Source organism: Maribacter sp. 1_MG-2023, from assembly GCF_030547005.1.
GTDB lineage: Bacteria > Bacteroidota > Bacteroidia > Flavobacteriales > Flavobacteriaceae > Maribacter.
On the sequence record NZ_JAUOPN010000001.1, the window covers coordinates 591,910 to 607,533 of the forward strand.

General features: G+C 34.2%; 13 protein-coding genes. 7 read left to right on the forward strand and 6 right to left on the reverse strand.

All coding sequences use genetic code 11. From position 1 onward, the window contains the following. Both Q4500_RS02620 and Q4500_RS02625 read right to left on the reverse strand, forming a co-directional pair. Entirely contained in the window at nt 1–1,128 is a 1,128-nt protein-coding gene (locus Q4500_RS02620; protein WP_303598190.1) for a serine hydrolase, read from the reverse strand. A gap of 15 nt (nt 1,129–1,143) precedes the next feature. Continuing rightward, nucleotides 1,144–1,383 carry a hypothetical protein gene (locus tag Q4500_RS02625; protein ID WP_282049708.1) on the reverse strand — a complete coding sequence of 80 codons (240 nt, stop codon included), beginning with the start codon at nt 1,381–1,383 and terminating at the stop codon, nt 1,144–1,146. Between the two features lie 207 nt (nt 1,384–1,590). On the opposite strand from Q4500_RS02625, the gene Q4500_RS02630 reads away from it, so the two are divergent. The 4 genes from Q4500_RS02630 (at nt 1,591) to Q4500_RS02645 (ending at nt 8,027) form a co-directional block, all read left to right on the forward strand. Then, nucleotides 1,591–2,490 carry a peptidyl-prolyl cis-trans isomerase gene (locus Q4500_RS02630; RefSeq protein ID WP_303598191.1) on the forward strand — a complete coding sequence of 300 codons (900 nt, stop codon included), beginning with the start codon at nt 1,591–1,593 and terminating at the stop codon, nt 2,488–2,490. Next, nucleotides 2,459–3,922: a peptidylprolyl isomerase gene (locus Q4500_RS02635; protein WP_303598192.1), complete on the forward strand. Its 1,464-nt coding sequence runs from the start codon at nt 2,459–2,461 to the stop codon at nt 3,920–3,922. Before Q4500_RS02630 ends, Q4500_RS02635 begins: the two co-directional genes overlap by 32 nt. Before the next feature lie 4 nt (nt 3,923–3,926). Further along, a complete protein-coding gene (locus Q4500_RS02640; protein ID WP_303598193.1) occupies nt 3,927–4,880 on the forward strand; it encodes a MoxR family ATPase in 954 nt (317 codons plus the stop codon). A gap of 369 nt (nt 4,881–5,249) precedes the next feature. Next, a complete protein-coding gene (locus Q4500_RS02645) occupies nt 5,250–8,027 on the forward strand; it encodes a bifunctional aconitate hydratase 2/2-methylisocitrate dehydratase (RefSeq protein ID WP_303598194.1) in 2,778 nt (925 codons plus the stop codon). Between the two features lie 123 nt (nt 8,028–8,150). On the opposite strand, the gene Q4500_RS02650 is transcribed toward Q4500_RS02645, so the two are convergent. Continuing rightward, a complete protein-coding gene (locus tag Q4500_RS02650; RefSeq protein WP_303598195.1) occupies nt 8,151–9,593 on the reverse strand; it encodes an aminotransferase class V-fold PLP-dependent enzyme in 1,443 nt (480 codons plus the stop codon). On the opposite strand from Q4500_RS02650, the gene Q4500_RS02655 reads away from it, so the two are divergent. From Q4500_RS02655 to Q4500_RS02665, 3 genes are all read left to right on the forward strand, one after another. Next, entirely contained in the window at nt 9,592–9,738 is a 147-nt protein-coding gene (locus Q4500_RS02655) for a hypothetical protein (RefSeq protein WP_303598196.1), read from the forward strand. The genes Q4500_RS02650 and Q4500_RS02655 overlap by 2 nt on opposite strands. Before the next feature lie 203 nt (nt 9,739–9,941). Beyond that, nucleotides 9,942–12,215: an aconitate hydratase gene (locus Q4500_RS02660; RefSeq protein WP_303598197.1), complete on the forward strand. Its 2,274-nt coding sequence runs from the start codon at nt 9,942–9,944 to the stop codon at nt 12,213–12,215. A gap of 78 nt (nt 12,216–12,293) precedes the next feature. Next, complete coding sequence (locus Q4500_RS02665) at nt 12,294–12,848, forward strand: TlpA disulfide reductase family protein (protein WP_303598198.1); 555 nt, start codon at nt 12,294–12,296, stop codon at nt 12,846–12,848. Between the two features lie 23 nt (nt 12,849–12,871). On the opposite strand, the gene Q4500_RS02670 is transcribed toward Q4500_RS02665, so the two are convergent. The 3 genes from Q4500_RS02670 to Q4500_RS02680 are packed head-to-tail and all read right to left on the reverse strand — an operon-like array spanning nt 12,872 to nt 15,622. Next, nucleotides 12,872–13,318 (reverse strand): sterol desaturase family protein, encoded by a 447-nt coding sequence (locus Q4500_RS02670; protein WP_303598199.1) that lies wholly within the window; start codon nt 13,316–13,318, stop codon nt 12,872–12,874. Further along, nucleotides 13,318–14,157 carry a phytoene/squalene synthase family protein gene (locus Q4500_RS02675; protein ID WP_303598200.1) on the reverse strand — a complete coding sequence of 280 codons (840 nt, stop codon included), beginning with the start codon at nt 14,155–14,157 and terminating at the stop codon, nt 13,318–13,320. The genes Q4500_RS02670 and Q4500_RS02675 overlap by 1 nt, the downstream gene beginning before the upstream one ends. 7 nt (nt 14,158–14,164) lie before the next feature. After that, a complete protein-coding gene (locus Q4500_RS02680) occupies nt 14,165–15,622 on the reverse strand; it encodes an NAD(P)/FAD-dependent oxidoreductase (protein ID WP_303598201.1) in 1,458 nt (485 codons plus the stop codon). Nucleotides 15,623–15,624: the final 2 nt, after the last annotated feature.

The following is a 15,624-nucleotide window of genomic DNA, read 5'->3' on the forward strand; positions in this document are numbered from 1 at the left end:
TTATTTTCGATTCACTTCTTGTAGGTATATCTCTCGTCCTAATTGCGCTAAAAAAGGAATTCCTATTTCGTCATACTCATAAGCGTCGTCATTAAAGATACCATCTTTGTTTACTAATATTGTTGCAGTTAAAAGAAAGTCGATATTCTTTTCTGTATCTTTTATATATGCGCAATCGGTTAGCGTACCGTAGGCAAATCCTACTTTATTATAAATTTCAATATGCTCGGGTATGTCTTTCCTAGTGTCGCCATATATGAAAAACTTACAATAGCCATCGTAATATGTTGTTGGGTCATAACCGACTTTTTGCGGTACGGTATGCATCGCTTTTAACAAATGTGCTCTTTGTTCGGTACTAATATCAAAACGTTCTGATGCCTTAAAGTTCTCTGGAAATAGTACTCGTTTTAATAAGTTGTGTTGCGATTGAATAGGATAATAGTTTTTTAGGCTAAAATCAAAGGGGTCTTCAATTAATTCTTCATCTTCATAATAACCTATGCCCTTTTTAGTGTCTAGTAGTTCTAGCTTCTTAGGTGTTTTGTTGAGTAAAGATTTAGTGATGCCCGTTGTTGAATCGTTTAAATAAATGATTAAGGGTTTGGTTCTTAAGTCATCTGAATGATATCCTAATCGATGACTAAGTCTAACAGGTGCTATTCCTTTATTATTTAAACTCTCGTTGATGGCTTCGAATCCTAAAAACTCCACCAATCTATTATTTGCTAAATTATCGCTAACCGCAAAAATTTCAGAGATGTCATTTGCTACAGTACTTTCAATAGTATCACCTTCTATGTAATATTTGGTGTTTATAGTTAAGCTGTCTATTTGATTGAGCTTGTCTAAAGCTAAAACGGCAGTTGGGAATTTAACCGTACTTGCAGGATAAAAATACATGCTGCCGTTTACCTGAAAATCATAGTCGGTAAAAATGACGCTATCATTTCTTCTATCAATTTGTGTGTATCTAATTTGTACTTGATAGTTTTCAACGCTATCCATTACCCTTTTTATTTTTGGGTCATCAGAAGATAGTGCAACCTCAAGAAAATTTAAATTCTGTTTTTCTTGAGTGCAAGAAAATAATAGAACACAACATATGTAAAGAAGAGAATGCTTCATGTTACTATTTTTGTTTTATGGAGTGTAGACTTCGCCACGATGAGGTTTCAATAAATCTCTGACTGTAATCATCTCTTTTTCTTCAACAACCATGAATGCAATGCTGTACATATCATTTAGTTCTTTAAAACCTGTAATATTCAAAGCAGTTTTCTCAGAAGCAATGAATTCATTTAGGTGCTTAACATGATGTTCTGCCGTTTTTAATGCTGCAGGACCTCTAAAATCCCATATTAATTTTATCTGTCGGTTCAAGAATATGTAGTATTAGATTATAAAAATAAGTAGGCAAATTTACCTAAAAAATGGCAGCTTATAACCAGTTTCTAATGACATTACTATTTTGTGAATCGCTATTTTTAATTGATTATTGGCTATTTGTTATATCTTGTAAGCCCTAAAAACGTGTTAAGTAAATCGTTAAGTATTTGCACACGATTTGGTTATTACTATTTTTGCTCGATGTTTTTTAAGAAATCAATGTTTTTACTCCGCAAATTTTATCCTATTGTAACGATAGGGCTTTTTTCTATTGTCTTTGTTTCATGCGACGGTCTCTTTAAGAAAGATGATGAGAAAAAGGTCATTGCTAGAGTGGGTGAGTCTTTTTTGTATCAAGATGATTTAGCTCCGCTATTAACTGAAAATATGACTAAAGGCGATAGTGCTTCTTTTGCTATCAATTATATAAATAATTGGGCATCTAAGCAATTGTTGTTGTCTAAGGCTAAGATTAACTTATCTGAAGAAAAATTAGCTGAATATAATGCACTTGTAGATGACTACCGAACAGAATTGTATACCGGAGTTTATAAAGAGGCATTGGTAGCACAGGCAACTGATTCAGTTATTACAGATGAACAATTAAATACGTTCTATAATAATGCCAAAGAGAATTTTAAACTGAAAGAAAAAATTGCAAGAATACGTTTTGTCGCTTTGCCGAAGGGATTTTTAGATCAAGATGAGGTAGGTAGACGATTAAAAAGTTTTAAAAAAGATGACATTCGATATTTAGATTCTATTGGTGTTCAGTTTACTAAATTGAATTTTAATGATTCTATTTGGGTGCGTTATAATAGAATATTCGAAGAAATACCGCCGATAACGGCAGACAATGCCAATAAGTACTTAAAAAATTCACAATTTTTTGAATTGGAGGATTCAATCGGGGTATATTTGGGAAAAATAGAGGAAACTAAAGATGTTAACGACATTGCACCTTTGTCCTTTATTAAGCCTACAATTGAACAAGTATTATTAAGTCGTAGAAAGATGGACTACCTACGCAAATTAGAAACTGAATTATTAGATGAAGCAATCAAGGATAATGAATTTGAAGTTTTCGAAAACAAAAAATAGTATTTACATAGGCGCAGTTTTACTGTTCTCAGGTATTGCAACAGCACAAGATTCTATACCAAGTGTTTCGGTAGATGTGGCTGAACCAATGGAAGCTATTGCAGAAGCTGAGCCGGTAAAGAAAGACTCTTCAATCAATTTTAATAGAATTAAACTAGATGGTATTGCCGCAGTTGTTGGTGATTACGTAATCTTAGATTCTGATATTGAAAAAACACTTATTGATCTTAAAAGTCAAGGTGCATCGACAGAAGATATTACCCATTGCGGACTTTTAGGTAAGTTGATGGAAGATCGTTTGTATGCTAACCAGGCGGTTCAAGATAGTATCTTGGTTTCAGATGATGAGGTAAATGCCACTGGTGATCGTCAATTACAATCTTTGGTCCAACAAATTGGTTCTATGGACAAGGTTTTGAAGTACTATAAGAAAACCGACGAAACTAGTTTTAGAGAAGAACTTTATAAGATCAATAAGTTACGTATGCTATCTGAGCGTATGCAACAAGATATTATCAAAGAAATTGAAATTACACCTGAAGAGGTTCGTCAGTTTTTTAATAGGATTCCTGAAGATGAGCGCCCGGTATTTGGTGCTGAGTTAGAAATTGCTCAGATTACTAAAGAGCCAAAACCATCTGATGAAGAAAAGCAGAAGGTAATTGATAAGCTTAATCAAATTAAGGCAGATGTTGATGACAACGATGCTAGTTTTAGTGTAAAAGCAATTTTATATTCTCAAGATCCTGGTTCAAAATCAAAAGGTGGTTTCTACAGTATTACTAAAGAGACTGGTTTTGATAAGAAATTTAAAGATGTAGCATTTAGTTTAAGAGAAGGTGAAGTTTCCGAACCTTTTGAAACCGCTTTTGGTTACCATATTATTTTTATCGAAAAGATTAGAGGTCAAGAGTTAGATTTAAGACACATTTTGGTTATACCAGAAATATCGCAAAATGTAATGGATGAAGCTAAAGCCGAGTTAGATAGTATTCGTAAGAAAATTATTGATGGTGAATTTACTTTTGCAGAGGCTGCTTTAAATTTCTCTGATGAGAAGGAAACTAAGTTTGATGGCGGATTGCTACGTAACCCAATAAATTTTGATTCTAAGTTTGAGTTGACAAAAATGGATCCTACTTTGTACAACCAAGTTCAGAATTTAAAGGATAATGAAATTACTTATCCTGTATTAGAAGAGGACCCAAGAGGTGGTGCACCAAAATATAAAATTTTAAAAATTACCAATAGGTATGATGAGCATGTTGCTGATTTTTCAAAGGATTACACGAAGATTCAAGAATTGGCGCTTACCGAAAAGAAATACAACGCCATTAAGAAATGGATGGATAAGCATATTGAAGATACCTATGTTAGTGTAAACGATGAGAACAAAGATTGTGAGTTCGCTAATAAGTGGGTAAAAGAATAAATATATGTCAGACGTTGCAGCAATAGAACGCCTAGTAGTAAAACATGCTGAGCTTAAAAAGGAAATAGCCAAGATCATTGTAGGTCAAGATGAGGTTATTGAACAGATACTACTTTCCATTTATACAGGTGGTCACTCATTGCTGATTGGTGTGCCGGGCTTGGCGAAAACTTTAATGGTAAATACCATTGCTCAGGCAATAGGTCTTGACTTTAAAAGAATACAATTTACACCAGATTTAATGCCAAGTGATATTCTTGGTAGCGAAGTTTTAGATCAGAACAGAAACTTTAAGTTTATAAAAGGTCCGATATTTTCTAATATTGTTTTGGCAGATGAGATTAATAGAACTCCGCCAAAAACTCAAGCAGCACTTTTAGAAGCTATGCAAGAGCGTGCGGTAACCATTGCCGGTCATCAGCATAAATTAGATTTACCATATTTTGTATTGGCGACACAAAACCCAATTGAGCAGGAGGGAACCTACCCTTTGCCTGAAGCACAATTAGACCGTTTTATGTTTGCTATAGAGTTGAAATACCCATCTATAGCCGAAGAAATTCAAGTGGTTAAAAATACTACTGCAGATAGAAAGCAAGTGGTTAATCCGTTATTCAATTCTCAAGATATTATTGCTATTCAAGACTTGGTACGTAGAATACCAGTTGCAGATAATGTTGTAGAGTATGCGGTAAAATTGGTAAATAGTACAAGACCTAACTTAGACTCGGCTTCAGATTTCGTAAAGCAATATTTAGATTGGGGAGCAGGACCAAGAGCATCTCAAAATCTAATTTTAGGGGCAAAGGCAAATGCTGCTATTCATGGTAAGTTCTCTCCAGACATAGAAGATGTACATGCCGTTGTTAAAGGTATACTACGTCATCGTATCATTAAAAACTACAAAGCAGAGGCAGAAGGTATCAGTGAAGAGGATATTATTGATAGGTTACTCTAAAAATCAACCACTTTTCTACATTTTTCTGAAGAATTAAACGAAATGGCTATCATTATTGTTTGATATCTATGCTCTTTTTGCCTCATTTGAGAAAAAGAAGCTAATCATACTTATTTAATTTTAAATGCGTTCTATATTACGTAATTTTACCGAATTGCGTTAACTTAATATTAATTAACAGATGACATTTGACATTGGTAAGTTTAGAAGAATATATAATGTTCTTATTCAATAGAATATATTCTTAAAATCAATTCAATCTGTTAATTTGTGGTTATAATGATTCTCATTTCATCGACAAATCTTCAGAAAGAAATAAGAAATTGAACTACTTGTCTACATCCAAATTAACAAACAAATTACTTTTTAATGAGCATTTATAAAGATTACCTTAAGGAGATTGAAGAACGTAAAAGTCAAGGTCTTCACCCAAAGCCAATTGATGGTGCTGAATTACTTAGCAAAATTATTGAGCAAATTAAAGATGTAGATGATGAGTATGGAGAAGATTCTCTTGACTTTTTTATCTATAACGTATTACCTGGTACCACTAGTGCTGCCGGTGTTAAAGCTAAGTTTTTAAAAGAAATTATTTTAGGAGAAGAGTTAGTTAAAGGAATTACTCCGACTTTCGCATTCGAACAATTATCTCATATGAAGGGCGGACCTTCGGTAGAAGTGTTGTTAGATTTGGCGTTGGGAAATGATACAGCTATAGCTACTGAGGCTTTAAAAGTATTGAAAACGCAAGTTTTCTTGTACGAAGCAGATACAGAGCAATTAGAAAAAGCATATAAAGAAGGAAATGTAATCGCTAAAGAATTGATAGAGAGTTATGCTCAAGCAGAATTCTTTACAAAATTACCAGAGATTGATGAAGAAATAGAAATCGTAACTTTTGTTGCAGGTATCGGTGATATCTCTACAGATTTATTATCTCCAGGCGCAGATGCACATTCAAGATCAGATCGTGAATTACATGGTCAATGTATGTTTGAGCATAATAAGGATCAGCAAAACGAATTATTGGCATTAAAAAAGAAACATCCTAATAAAAGAGTGATGTTAATTGCCGATAAAGGAACTATGGGAGTAGGGTCTTCAAGAATGTCAGGTGTAAATAACGTTGCGCTATGGACAGGGATTCCTTTTAGTAAATATGTACCATTTATTAATTATGCTCCAGTAATTGCAGGTACTAACGGTATCGCTCCAATTTTCTTAACGACTGTTGGTGTAACGGGTGGTATTGGAATTGATTTGAAAAACTGGGTAAAGCAACAAGATGCAGACGGAAATACTATTGTAGATGAAGAAGGAGATGCCATCTTAAAAGAAGAATATTCTGTAGCTACAGGAACAGTGTTTACAATAAACACTAAAACAAAAGAATTATTTAAAGACGGTAAAGCAGTAAAAGATATCTCAACGGCTTTAACTCCACCAAAAAAAGAATTTATAAAAGCAGGAGGATCTTATGCCGTTGTTTTCGGTAAAAAATTACAAACTTTTGCTTGTAAAGTTTTAGGAATAGATGTTCCTCAAGTGTATGCAGAAGCAAAAGAAGTTTCTATTGACGGACAAGGTTTAACTGCTGTCGAAAAAATATTTAACAGAAATGCAGTAGGTTCTACTCCGGGTAAAACATTACATGCAGGTTCAAACGTAAGAGTTGAAGTAAACATTGTAGGTTCTCAAGATACTACAGGTTTAATGACCTCTCAAGAATTAGAGATGATGGCTGCAACGGTTATTTCTCCTATTGTTGATTGTGGTTACCAATCAGGGTGTCATACAGCTTCCGTTTGGGATGATAAGTCAAAGGCTAATATTCCAAGATTAATGAGGTTTATGAATGACTTCGGGTTAGTTACGGCACGTGACCCTAAAGGGAAGTACCATGCAATGACTGACGTTATTCATAAAGTATTGAATGACCTTGCTGTTGATGATTGGGATGTAATCATAGGTGGAGATTCACATACACGTATGGCTAAAGGTGTTGCCTTTGGTGCAGATTCAGGAACAGTTGCTTTAGCATTAGCTACAGGTGAGGCTACAATGCCTATTCCAGAATCGGTAAAAGTTACCTTTAAAGGTGAAATGAAAGCTTATATGGATTTCCGTGATGTGGTTCACGCCACACAGCAACAAATGCTAACCCAATTTGACGGAGAGAATGTTTTTCAAGGGAAAATAATTGAAGTTCATATTGGTACCTTAACTTCAGATCAAGCGTTTACGTTTACAGACTGGACTGCTGAAATGAAAGCAAAAGCATCTATTTGTATTTCGGAAGACGATACTTTGATTGAATCATTAGAAATCTCAAGAGATCGTATTCAAATTATGATTGATAAAGGGATGGATAATCCTAAACAAGATCTTAAAGGATTAGTAGATAAGGCAAATAACCGTATCACAGAAATTAAAACGGGAATTAAATCAGCATTAAGACCAGACGCAGACGCTAAATATTCTGCGAAAGTAGTTATCGATTTGGATATGATTGTTGAGCCAATGATTGCTGATCCAGATGTAAATAACGAAGATGTATCTAAACGTTATACACACGATAACATTAAACCTTTATCTTATTACGGAGGAACTAAACAAGTGGATTTAGGATTTATTGGATCATGTATGATTCATAAAGGAGACATGCAGATTTTAGCTCAAATGTTAAAGAACATTGAGAAACAACAAGGAAAAGTTGAGTTTAAAGCTCCTTTAGTTGTTGCGCCTCCTACATATAATATTGTTGATGAGTTAAAGGCAGAAGGTGACTGGGCAGTTTTAGAAAAATACGCTGGTTTCGAATTTAATGACGATGCACCTAAAGGAGCAGCTCGTTTGAAGTATGAGAACATGCTATACTTAGAGCGTCCAGGTTGTAACTTATGTATGGGTAACCAAGAAAAAGCTGAGCCAGGAGATACGGTAATGGCTACTTCTACACGTTTATTCCAAGGAAGAGTTGTAAAAGATACAGGTGAGAAAAAGGGAGAATCTTTATTGTCATCTACTCCAGTAGTAGTATTGTCTACTATTTTAGGTAGAACTCCTACTTTAGAAGAATACCAAGCTGCAGTTGATGGTATTGTACTTACTAAGTTCAAGCCTTCGAGTAAATTATTGGTTGTATAATTAAAAGAAATAATTTTTTTATATTCAAAATGCCTGAGTTTTAACTTAGGCATTTTTTGTTACAATTCATTTATTAATACTAATAAATAGATTTCAATAGTATGTTCAGATTAACAGCTTATTTTAAACAGACTTCTGCCAGTTTAAAAGAATTTGTTTAGCAAATGTTTCGCATTGATTTAAAGTGTCTTTTATATGATCTAATGTAGTATCTGGGTTAATTAAGCACATTCTAATTACCACTTGGTTTTGTAAAATAGTAGTTACTAAAAGTGCTTCTTTTGATGCCACAACTCTCGCTGAAATTTGTTGATTTAATTTATCTAATTGTTTTTCAGATAATTTTGATTCTAACGGATTGTATCTGAAATTAATAATTGCTAAAGTTGCTAACGAAACAATTTCCCAATTACCGCTTTCTCTTAACAGGTCCTCTGTTTTATCGGCTAAGTCAATATTATAAGTAATAGCTTGTTTAAAGGCATCTAAGCCATACGTTTTTATAGACATGTAAAACTTTAAAGCTCTAAACCTTCTTGTTAATTGAATACCGTAATCATAAAAGTTAATTTCTGATTCGTTACCTTCAATATCTCGTAAATATTCTGGTTTTTCGCTAAAAGTATTACTTAGCCAAGATGCATCTTTTATCAAAAGACATCCAATTTCATAAGGTTGAAAAAACCATTTATGAGGATCTACCGTTAAAGAATCTGCACGCTCAATACCTCGTAAGGCTTTACTGCCCTTATCTGATAAAATAGCAGCTGCGCCATATGCTCCATCAATATGAAACCAAAGATTTTCTTTTTCACAAATATCTGCTAAGGTGTCTAATGGGTCTACAGTTCCCGTATTTGTGGTTCCGGCAGATGCTATAATGCAAAAAGGTTTTCTACCTTCTATTTTATCTTTTGCAATTTCATTCTTGAGTTTATTGATGCTTATTTTAAATTCTAAATCTGTAGGTATTATTTTAATCTGTTCTTTCTTAAAACCTAAGACCCTAATTGCTTTAATGTTTGAAGAATGTGCTTGGTCTGATAAATAAATGATGGCATTAGAAAAATCGTCGCCACATTTTACTCTTCTTGCAGTTACTAAAGCCGTTAAATTTGCCATAGAACCACCACTTGTGAAAATTCCGCCACCTTTTTTTATGGGGAAATCAAACATTTTCAACAACCAGTTTAAAGTGACGATTTCTAATTCTGCAGCTGCAGGAGCAACAATCCATCCTCCCGAAAAAATATTAAAACCTGTTGCTAAAGAATCTGAAATTGCACTTATAAAATTACTTGGCCCGGGTACAAAAGAAAATGATTTTGGATGACCAGAAATATTAGAGTTGGGTATTACATTATCCATAACAAAGTCTAACACTTTATCTGCAGGCATTCCTTTATCTGGTGCTTCTTGTAAAAAAATAGTGTCCATTTCTTTTCTAGAAGCAATACTAACAGGGTTTTTATTCTCAATTTCTGTATAATGCTCAACAATTAAGTCTACAATTTTATAACCATAAGATTGCATTTCTTCTTTTGATAAGTGAAAAGGTGATTTCATGAAGTTTTTAATTTTGTGTAAAATACATGAAGTAACCCAATTGGTTTTAAAAAAAGCACTAAAATGTAAGGTGAATTTATTTGCAATATTCGGTAGAACATGTATTATGGCAGAATATGAAGTTGCACTTGAGGTATTGTTTTGATTAGGTATACGTATAGTATGTAGCACTTATTGAGGTGAATTCAGGGATATTCATACAGTTTAAATAGCTTGAGTGCTCATAATCAGACTTCTTTGGCTCAATTTTTTATAGTCATTCTTTATTTCAAATGTGGTTTTAAAATCATCGTACATTTCGTATCTTGTACAGATAAGATAGATTAACAATTTTTATAAACAAATTTTATGGCTTTTGACATAGATATGATTAAAAAAGTTTACGCTTCCATGTCGGAACGTGTAGACAAGGCAAGAAAGATTGTAGGTAAGCCTCTTACCCTTTCAGAAAAGATTTTATATTCTCACTTATGGGATGGCATTCCTAATAAACCATTTACAAGAGGTAAAGATTATGTTGATTTTGCTCCGGATCGTATCGCTTGCCAAGATGCTACGGCTCAAATGGCTTTATTGCAATTTATGCAAGCAGGCAAGCCTAAGGTTGCTGTGCCAACTACAGTACACTGTGATCACTTAATTCAGGCTAAAAATGGTGCTACTGCAGATTTAAAATCAGCGAACACTACAAGTGCAGAAGTTTTTGATTTCTTAGAATCTGTTTCTAATAAATACGGAATTGGTTTTTGGAAACCAGGTGCTGGTATTATTCATCAAGTTGTATTGGAGAATTATGCTTTTCCTGGTGGAATGATGATCGGTACCGATTCGCATACTGTTAATGCAGGTGGTCTAGGTATGGTTGCTATTGGCGTTGGTGGTGCAGATGCTGTTGATGTTATGGCAGGTATGGCTTGGGAACTTAAATTCCCTAAACTAATAGGTGTGAAGTTAACCGGAACTATTTCTGGATGGACAGCACCAAAAGATGTAATATTAAAAGTTGCTGAAATTCTTACCGTTAAAGGTGGAACAGGAGCAATCGTTGAATACTTTGGTTCAGGTGCAAAATCTTTATCATGTACAGGTAAGGGTACAATTTGTAACATGGGGGCAGAGATAGGGGCAACAACTTCTACTTTTGGCTACGATGAATCTATGGAGCGTTATTTAAGAGCTACCGATAGAGCTGATATTGCTGATGCTGCAAATAAGGTAAAAGAGTATTTAACTGCAGATGATGAAGTTTATGCAAACCCTGAGCAATATTTTGATGAGGTTATTGAAATTAACTTGACTGAATTAACACCATTGTTGAATGGTCCTTTTACGCCAGATTTATCGACGAAAGTTGGTAAAGACATGACTGAAAAGGCTACTGCTCACGAATGGCCCTTAGCTGTTGAATGGGGATTAATTGGTTCTTGTACCAACTCTTCTTATGAAGATTTATCTAGAGCTTCTTCAATTGCACAACAAGCTATTGATAAAGGAATTAAAATGAAATCTGAATTAGGAATTAATCCTGGTTCTGAACAAGTACGGTATACAGCAGCCCGTGATGGTATTCTTGGAATATTTGAGAAATTGGATGCTAAGATTTTTACAAACGCATGTGGACCATGTATTGGTCAATGGGCGCGTTACAGCGATCCTAAAAATGCACCAAAGAATAGTATTGTTCACTCTTTCAATAGAAACTTTGCAAAACGTGCAGATGGTAACCCTAATACGCACGCATTTGTAGCTTCGCCAGAAATTACAGCAGCAATTGCTATTGCAGGTAGATTAGATTTTAACCCGATGACGGATACACTAATCAACCAAAAGGGAGAAGAAGTAAAGTTCGATGAGCCTACAGGATGGGAATTGCCTCCTAAAGGTTTCGCAGTTAAAGATGCTGGTTTTCTTGCACCCGATGAAGATGGATCTGGTGTAGAAGTTAAAGTGGCTTCAGATTCTGAACGTTTACAATTGCTAGAGCCATTTACTCCTATAAAAGACGAAAGTTTAATGGATGCTAAATTGTTGATTAAGGCATTTGGTAAGTGTACAACGGATCATATTTCTATGGCAGGACCATGGTTACGTTTCCGTGGGCATTTAGATAATATTTCTAATAACTGTTTAATTGGTGCTGTTAATGCATTTGGTCATAAGACCAACTTAGTTAAAAATCAATTAAACGGTGAATTTGGTGGTGTGCCAGATACCGCAAGAGCTTACAAAGCAGCAGGTATTAGAACTATCGTTGTTGGTGATCATAATTACGGTGAAGGTTCTTCACGTGAGCATGCTGCAATGGAGCCACGTCATTTAGGTGTTGCTGCAGTAATTGTAAAGTCATTTGCACGTATACACGAAACAAACCTTAAAAAGCAAGGTATGTTAGGCTTGACTTTTGCGAACGAAAGTGATTATGACCTTATTCAAGAAGATGATACATTTAATTTTATAGATATAGCAGAGTTTGCACCAGATAAGCAGTTAACCGTTGAGGTTGTTCATGCAGACGGTAGTAAAGATGTAATCAAAGTAAACCATACTTATAATGCCGCACAAATTGGGTGGTATAGAGAAGGTTCAGCTTTAAACGTTATTAAGAGAGAAAACGCCTCATAATTCAACAATTCAAAATTTGTAAGGAAAACTCCTGATATTAATCAGGAGTTTTTTAGTTTTGACCCCTATTTAACTTTTATGACCAAACAAACGGTTTTTACCTTATTGATTATTGCTTTTGTAATTTCTTTTTTTGTTACCCCTTTGGGTGATTATAGCAAGATTTTTCTTAACAGGGTTTTTGCCACTTCCCCGACAATTATAAAATCTGAGAATCGAGGTAAGATTGCAGATTATGATTGGAAGTTAAAAGATCAGAATTGGAAGTTTTTTAATTTTGATGAGGCAAAGGGTATGGTTGTATTCATTACTTTTTGGACTTCATGGCATATGCCTTCTCAGGCGCAGTTAAAAGACGTACAATACCTTTATGATACTTATGGTGACAAGATGAAGTTTTACGTAATTACGAACGAAGAACGAGCTCCTGTAGAACTTTTTATGGATGAGCAAGGGTATACTTTCCCTGTAACCTATCAAATAATTGGTGAGCCAAGTCCGATTTCATTATTAAAGCCACCAGGGTCTTATCTAATTGATAAAAAGGGTTCTATAGTAATTCACCAAAATGCTATTGCTGATTGGGATAATGAAAAAGTTGATAAACTTATAAATCAACTTATAGCAGAATAAACTACTTGTAGTTTTACTAATTACTATTTCTTAAAATACTTAAAAGGTACAAACAGCATACCGAAGCATTCGCCATCGCCTTTGCCAATATGTTTGTGATGCATTTTATGTGCTCTTCTAACACCTCTACTATACCAGTTATTTGCATTTCTGAATAGTTTAAAGCGTTGGTGTATAAAGATATCATGTACCAAGAAATAAGCTATACCGTAAGCTAAAATTCCAAATCCTAACGGGTAGCCGTACCAAAAACCAGTGGTGCCTGAGTAGAATAAAGACATACTTACAATTGCGTAAAAGATGAAGAACAGGTCATTTCTTTCAAACCACGAGTCGTGGTCCTTTTTATGATGGTCGCTATGTAGACTCCAAAGAAAACCATGCATTACATATTTATGCGTAAACCACGCCATGAATTCCATGAACAAGAATGTTCCTAGAAAAATCAATATTCCAATAACTATATTCATTATACTAAGTTCATTTTAAATTTAACATAAGAACGCGCAAGTAGTCCGAATTTCTGATAATTTGGCACTCTAATTCGTGCATTCTTTATTTCTAAAGATGGTGTACTTTGTAATTTTTTCAACAGTTTATAATAATATTTATAAGCTGTATATACTCCGAATTTTGCATCTGTAGGCAAATTTACAATTCCTTCATATCCTTTTTTGAAATCTGCCTTTATTTCTTCAACGATACGTTTTTTAGAGGCTTCGTCTAATTCCTTCAAGTTCGTGTTTGGAAAATATGATCTATTCAGTTCCTCAAAATCAGCTTTTACATCTCGTAAGAAATTTACTTTTTGAAAAGCGGAGCCTAATGCCATTGCCGATTCTTTTAATCGGTTATACTCTTTAACATCACCCTTTACAAAAACCTGAAGACACATTAAACCAACAACATCTGCAGAACCATATATGTACTCTTTATATTCTGCATCGGTTCGGTAAATATTCTTCACCAAATCCATTCGCATACTTTTCATAAATGAATCTACCAAATGCTTAGGTATATTGTAGGTATGATAGGTATGTTGAAAAGAGTTTAAAATAGGATTAAGACTTATTTTATCTCGTACAGTAGCTTCAAGTTCTTCTTCGAATTTATCGAAAAGAATTTCTTTGTCATAATCATGAAAGGTGTCTACGATTTCATCTGCAAAACGAACAAAACCGTAAATATTATAAATATGACCACGTATAGAAGAGTGCAACATTTTTGTGGCTAATGCGAAGGAAGTACTGTATCGTTTGGTAACAATCTTACTGCATTGATATGAAACTTGATCAAAAGTATCTTTCATAGGTTAACTAATTATCTTTTATAATTAATTCTGACACTAACTTACCGGAAATCAATGCGGGTGGCACACCGGGACCAGGTACAGTCAGTTGTCCTGTAAAATATAAATCAACTACTTTTTTACTTCTTAAATTCGGTCTCAAAAATGCAGTTTGTGTTAAAGTATTTGCCATACCGTAGGCATTACCTTTGTATGAATTATATCGTTCTACAAAATCGTTTACACAGAATGTTTCTTTGAATATAATATTTTTTCTAATGTCTTGTCCTGTTCTTTTTTCAAAACGATCCATTATTAAATCAAAATATTGACTTCTCAATGCTTCGGTATCTTCAAGAGCAGTAGCAATTGGTACTAGAAAAAATGCTGTTTCGCAACCATCGGGTGCCATACTTTCATCTGTTAGAGATGGAAAATTAGCATAGAACAGCGGGTTTGTTGGCCATTTCGGACTGTCGTAAATTTCTTTTGCGTGTAGCTCAAAATCTGTATCAAAAAATAGGTTGTGATGCTCAACGTTTTTTAGTTTAGTATCAAGCCCTAAGTAAAATAATAATGAAGATGGGGCAAATACCTTTTTATCCCAATAATTTTGAGAATATTGCTGGTATTGTTCATCTAATAAGCTTTCTGAGTGGTGGTAATCTGCTCCACTTAAAACTACATCTGCGAGATGAGTTTCTCCATTGCACGAAACTCCTATTGCTTTACCATTGGTCACTTGGATTTTATCTATAGGCGAATTCGTATGTACTTTAACGCCAAGTTCTTTTGCTAGACTCTCCATAGCCTTAATTACTTCATACATACCACCCTTTGGATGCCATGTACCTAAGCCAAAATCTGCAAAATTCATGAAATTATAGAACGATGGAGTATTGCTAGGCTTAGCGCCAAGAAACAGTACAGGAAATTCTAACGTTGATACCAATTTCGGATTTTTAAAAGACTTACGTACTTGTGAACTAATAGTTTTAAAAAATTGGTCAACTTTTAAAATGGTTTCTTTAGTTACTAATTCTAAAGGGGAAAGCCCCGGTCTTAGAACTACTTTGTTGATAGCAATATCATAATTCTCTTGAGCTTTATCGATAAACTTTCTTAATGCTTTTGAACTACCAGGTTCTATTCTTTCAAACTCCTCACAAATTTTATCCATACTATCACCTATGGTGATAATATCGTCACTAAAGAAGATTTTATAAGCAGGACTCAGCTTATCTAGTTGGTAATAGTCTGATGTTTGTTTATTGAAATCGGCAAAAAATTTATCAAAAATATCTGGCATCCAATACCAACTCGGGCCCATATCAAACGTAAAGCCGTCTTTTATGAATTGAGAAGCTCTACCACCTACAGTGTCATTTTTCTCATATATAGAAACATCCCAGCCAGCTTTTGCCAAGTAACATGCCGCTGATAGTGAAGAAAAACCAGAACCAATTACTATGCAACTTTTATTCATTT

What these genes read in the sequence shown, in the direction of transcription:
- Q4500_RS02680 (WP_303598201.1), bottom strand. Translation starts at nt 15,622, where the DNA reads ATGAATAAAAGTTGCATAGTAATTGGTTCTGGTTTTTCTTCACTATCA.
- Q4500_RS02660 (WP_303598197.1), top strand. Translation starts at nt 9,942, where the DNA reads ATGGCTTTTGACATAGATATGATTAAAAAAGTTTACGCTTCCATGTCG.
- Q4500_RS02620 (WP_303598190.1), bottom strand. Translation starts at nt 1,128, where the DNA reads ATGAAGCATTCTCTTCTTTACATATGTTGTGTTCTATTATTTTCTTGC.
- Q4500_RS02655 (WP_303598196.1), top strand. Translation starts at nt 9,592, where the DNA reads ATGAAGTTTTTAATTTTGTGTAAAATACATGAAGTAACCCAATTGGTT.
- Q4500_RS02635 (WP_303598192.1), top strand. Translation starts at nt 2,459, where the DNA reads ATGAATTTGAAGTTTTCGAAAACAAAAAATAGTATTTACATAGGCGCA.
- Q4500_RS02650 (WP_303598195.1), bottom strand. Translation starts at nt 9,593, where the DNA reads ATGAAATCACCTTTTCACTTATCAAAAGAAGAAATGCAATCTTATGGT.
- Q4500_RS02645 (WP_303598194.1), top strand. Translation starts at nt 5,250, where the DNA reads ATGAGCATTTATAAAGATTACCTTAAGGAGATTGAAGAACGTAAAAGT.
- Q4500_RS02665 (WP_303598198.1), top strand. Translation starts at nt 12,294, where the DNA reads ATGACCAAACAAACGGTTTTTACCTTATTGATTATTGCTTTTGTAATT.
- Q4500_RS02640 (WP_303598193.1), top strand. Translation starts at nt 3,927, where the DNA reads ATGTCAGACGTTGCAGCAATAGAACGCCTAGTAGTAAAACATGCTGAG.
- Q4500_RS02630 (WP_303598191.1), top strand. Translation starts at nt 1,591, where the DNA reads ATGTTTTTTAAGAAATCAATGTTTTTACTCCGCAAATTTTATCCTATT.
- Q4500_RS02675 (WP_303598200.1), bottom strand. Translation starts at nt 14,157, where the DNA reads ATGAAAGATACTTTTGATCAAGTTTCATATCAATGCAGTAAGATTGTT.
- Q4500_RS02670 (WP_303598199.1), bottom strand. Translation starts at nt 13,318, where the DNA reads ATGAATATAGTTATTGGAATATTGATTTTTCTAGGAACATTCTTGTTC.